This window comes from Endozoicomonas sp. YOMI1 (genome assembly GCF_024606345.1).
In the GTDB taxonomy this organism is placed as follows: domain Bacteria; phylum Pseudomonadota; class Gammaproteobacteria; order Pseudomonadales; family Endozoicomonadaceae; genus Endozoicomonas.
Genome location: NZ_JAHHPM010000504.1, coordinates 1 through 2,909 on the forward strand (window position 1 = coordinate 1; position 2,909 = coordinate 2,909).

General features: G+C 53.1%; 2 protein-coding genes. One reads left to right on the top strand and one right to left on the bottom strand.

Going from position 1 to position 2,909, the window contains the following annotated elements:
* Nucleotides 1–354: 354 nt before the first annotated feature.
* Entirely contained in the window at nucleotides 355–495 is a 141-nt protein-coding gene (locus KDK15_RS17945) for a hypothetical protein (protein WP_257296765.1), read from the bottom strand.
* A gap of 162 nt (nucleotides 496–657) precedes the next feature.
* Between KDK15_RS17945 and KDK15_RS17950 the strand changes: the two genes are divergently transcribed.
* Nucleotides 658–2,850, top strand: a complete 2,193-nt coding sequence (locus KDK15_RS17950; protein WP_257296766.1) for an ATP-dependent RecD-like DNA helicase — start codon at nucleotides 658–660, stop codon at nucleotides 2,848–2,850.
* Nucleotides 2,851–2,909 lie beyond the last annotated feature (59 nt).

Consider the following 2,909-nt stretch of genomic DNA (forward strand, 5'->3'; position numbering starts at 1 on the left):
ATTTGTGGGTATCAACAACAAAACTTGCCAGAGTTGAAGGCGTCACGACCCAAACAATACGACGAAGAATCAAAAGTGGCTATTATGAGTGATGCAAACAAGCGGTGGTCACTACCGTGTACTACTTAACCATCAGAGAAAAATAGCCTATGCGAGAGTCAGCTCTGCCAGACAAAAATCCAGCATCATCACGCAGAAGTCTCTCTTGCTCAAAAAGCATTCTGACTCAGAATTTATCGGTGACATTGCCAGGCTTTCAACTTTAAGCGAAAAGGACTGCAAACCATTCTGGAATCCGCAATGCTCGGGAATCCAACCCTCGTTGTGGTTACCACAAAAGACGGACTCGCAAGATCAGGATTTGAGCTCATCAAGTGGCTCATTGAAATTTGCTAAATCTTCCCCTGCATTTGGATCAGAAAAGCCTCGCTGTGCGTTGTTAATGATGTCGACTCTAAAGAGTCCATCAAAAGGATCGCCATCCAGAGCTTCCATTACATTTACTCCATAGCAAGGTCTGGCTGCCCCTGCTGATAAGTGAATGTTTTTGTAGACACTACATTATGAATATATGGCCTCTATAGTCGCTTGAATAAATCCCCTTTGGTAATATTCTTTTGACTGCCTTCATTCTTCTGACGGATAAACGACGCCTTAATGGAAACTGCCTCCAATGATAAGCGCTACACAGACCATCAGCCACTGGTTCATCTTCAGGGGTCGGTAGAGCGGGTCACCTTCCACAGCGAAGCCAGCGGGTTCTTTGTGATTCGGGTCAAGTGCAAGGGGCAGCGTGAGCTGGTGACCATGACCGGCAACACACCCTCGGTGACACCCGGTGAGTTTGTGGATGCCACCGGCATCTGGTTTAACGACCATAAGCACGGGGTGCAGTTCAAGGTTAAGCAGATCAAAACCGTGACACCCAATACCCTGGAAGGCATCGAGAAATACCTGGGCTCCGGCATGGTGAAGGGCATTGGCCCCCATTTTGCCAAACGGCTGGTGAAAGCCTTTGGTGAACAGGTGTTCGATATTATTGAAGATAACCCGGAGCGGCTGATGGAGCTGGAGGGCATCGGCAAAAAACGGCGGGAGAAGATCACCTCGGCCTGGTCGGAGCAGAAGGTGATTCGGGAGATTATGGTGTTCCTGCAATCCCACAGTGTTGGCACAGCCCGGGCGGTGCGTATTTATAAAACCTATGGTGATGAGTCCGTGGCGAAAGTGCAGGAGAACCCGTACCGGCTGGCACTGGATATTCACGGCATCGGTTTTAAAACGGCAGACAACCTGGCCATGCAGCTGGGAATCGACCGGGTGTCGTTAATACGGGCCCAGGCCGGGGTGCGCCATGTGTTGCAGGAGTGTTCCGGAGAAGGGCACTGCGCCCGACCGTTTGAGGCGCTGGTGAACGATGCGGTCACGTTGCTGGAGATACCGGAAGCCACCATTAAGGAAGCGATTCAGTGCGAGATCAATGAGGAGCGGCTGACACCGGAGACCATTGAAGAGGTGCCCTGCCTGTTTCTGACACCGCTCTTTCGTGCCGAGCAGGGGGTTGCCAACCATGTGAACCGCTTGCTTCCGGGACGTTCCGGCTGGTCTGGTATTGCCATGGACAAAGCCATTCCCTGGGTGGAGGAGAAAAACAACATACATCTGTCCGACTCCCAGAAAGGGGCGATTGAGCTGGTGGTGCAGAATAAGTTCTGCATCATTACCGGTGGACCGGGCGTGGGTAAGACGACGGTGGTTAACAGCATCCTGAAGATTATCCAGGCCAAGCGGGTTGAGGTGACGCTGTGTGCACCCACAGGGCGGGCCGCCAAGCGATTGTCTGAATCGACAGGGCAGGAAGCCACCACCATTCATCGGCTGCTGGATTTCGATCCATCCGCCTTCGACTTCAAACGCAATGCCGAGAATCCTCTGGAAACGGATCTGCTGGTGGTGGATGAGTGCTCCATGGTGGATGTGGTGCTGATGAATCAGCTGTTGCGGGCAGTGCCCGACTCCGCTGCGGTATTGCTGGTGGGCGATGTCGATCAGTTGCCTTCGGTAGGGCCGGGGTTGGTACTGAGTGATTTGATTGAGTCCGGTAAGGTACCCGTGGCACGATTGACGGAAATCTTTCGGCAGGCGGCAACCTCACAGATTATTACCGGCTCCCACGCCATCAACCGTGGGCAGGCACCCAAGGTGACGAAAAAAGGGGAGGAGACGGACTTCTTCTATCTGACAGGTGAAGAGCCCGAAGAGCTGTTTGCCAAGTTGATGTCGGTGGTCACACGACGGCTGCCTGAGACGTTTGGCTTTGATCCGGTCAACGATATCCAGGTGCTGGCCCCAATGAACCGGGGCGGACTGGGCGCTCGCAGTTTGAATGTGGCCTTGCAGGAAGCCCTGAACCCGAATGCACACCCTCGGGTTACCCGTTATGGCTGGACCTATGCGCCAGGGGATAAGGTGATTCAGACGGTCAATAACTACGACAAGGAGGTGTTTAACGGCGATATTGGCCGGGTAAAAGCCATCGATATTGAAGAGGGCGAGTTGATGATTGAGTTCGACGGTCGGGAGGTGCTTTATCCGGTCAATGAGCTGGACGAAGTGTCGCTGGCCTATGCCACCACCATCCATAAAAGCCAAGGCTCCGAATACCCCTGTGTGGTGATCCCCATGGCCATGCAACACTACACCCTGCTGGAACGTAACCTGCTTTACACCGGTGTTACCCGGGGCAAAAAAATGGTGGTGCTGGTGGGGCAACCCAAGGCGGTGGGTATGGCGGCGCGAAATCGAAAATCGAACCGCCGGTTGACTAACCTGCAGGCGAGGTTAGTGTAAGCATCAACTCTTGATTAAAACCGCAACGAGCGCAACATTCGTTGTTATGATCCAAGGCT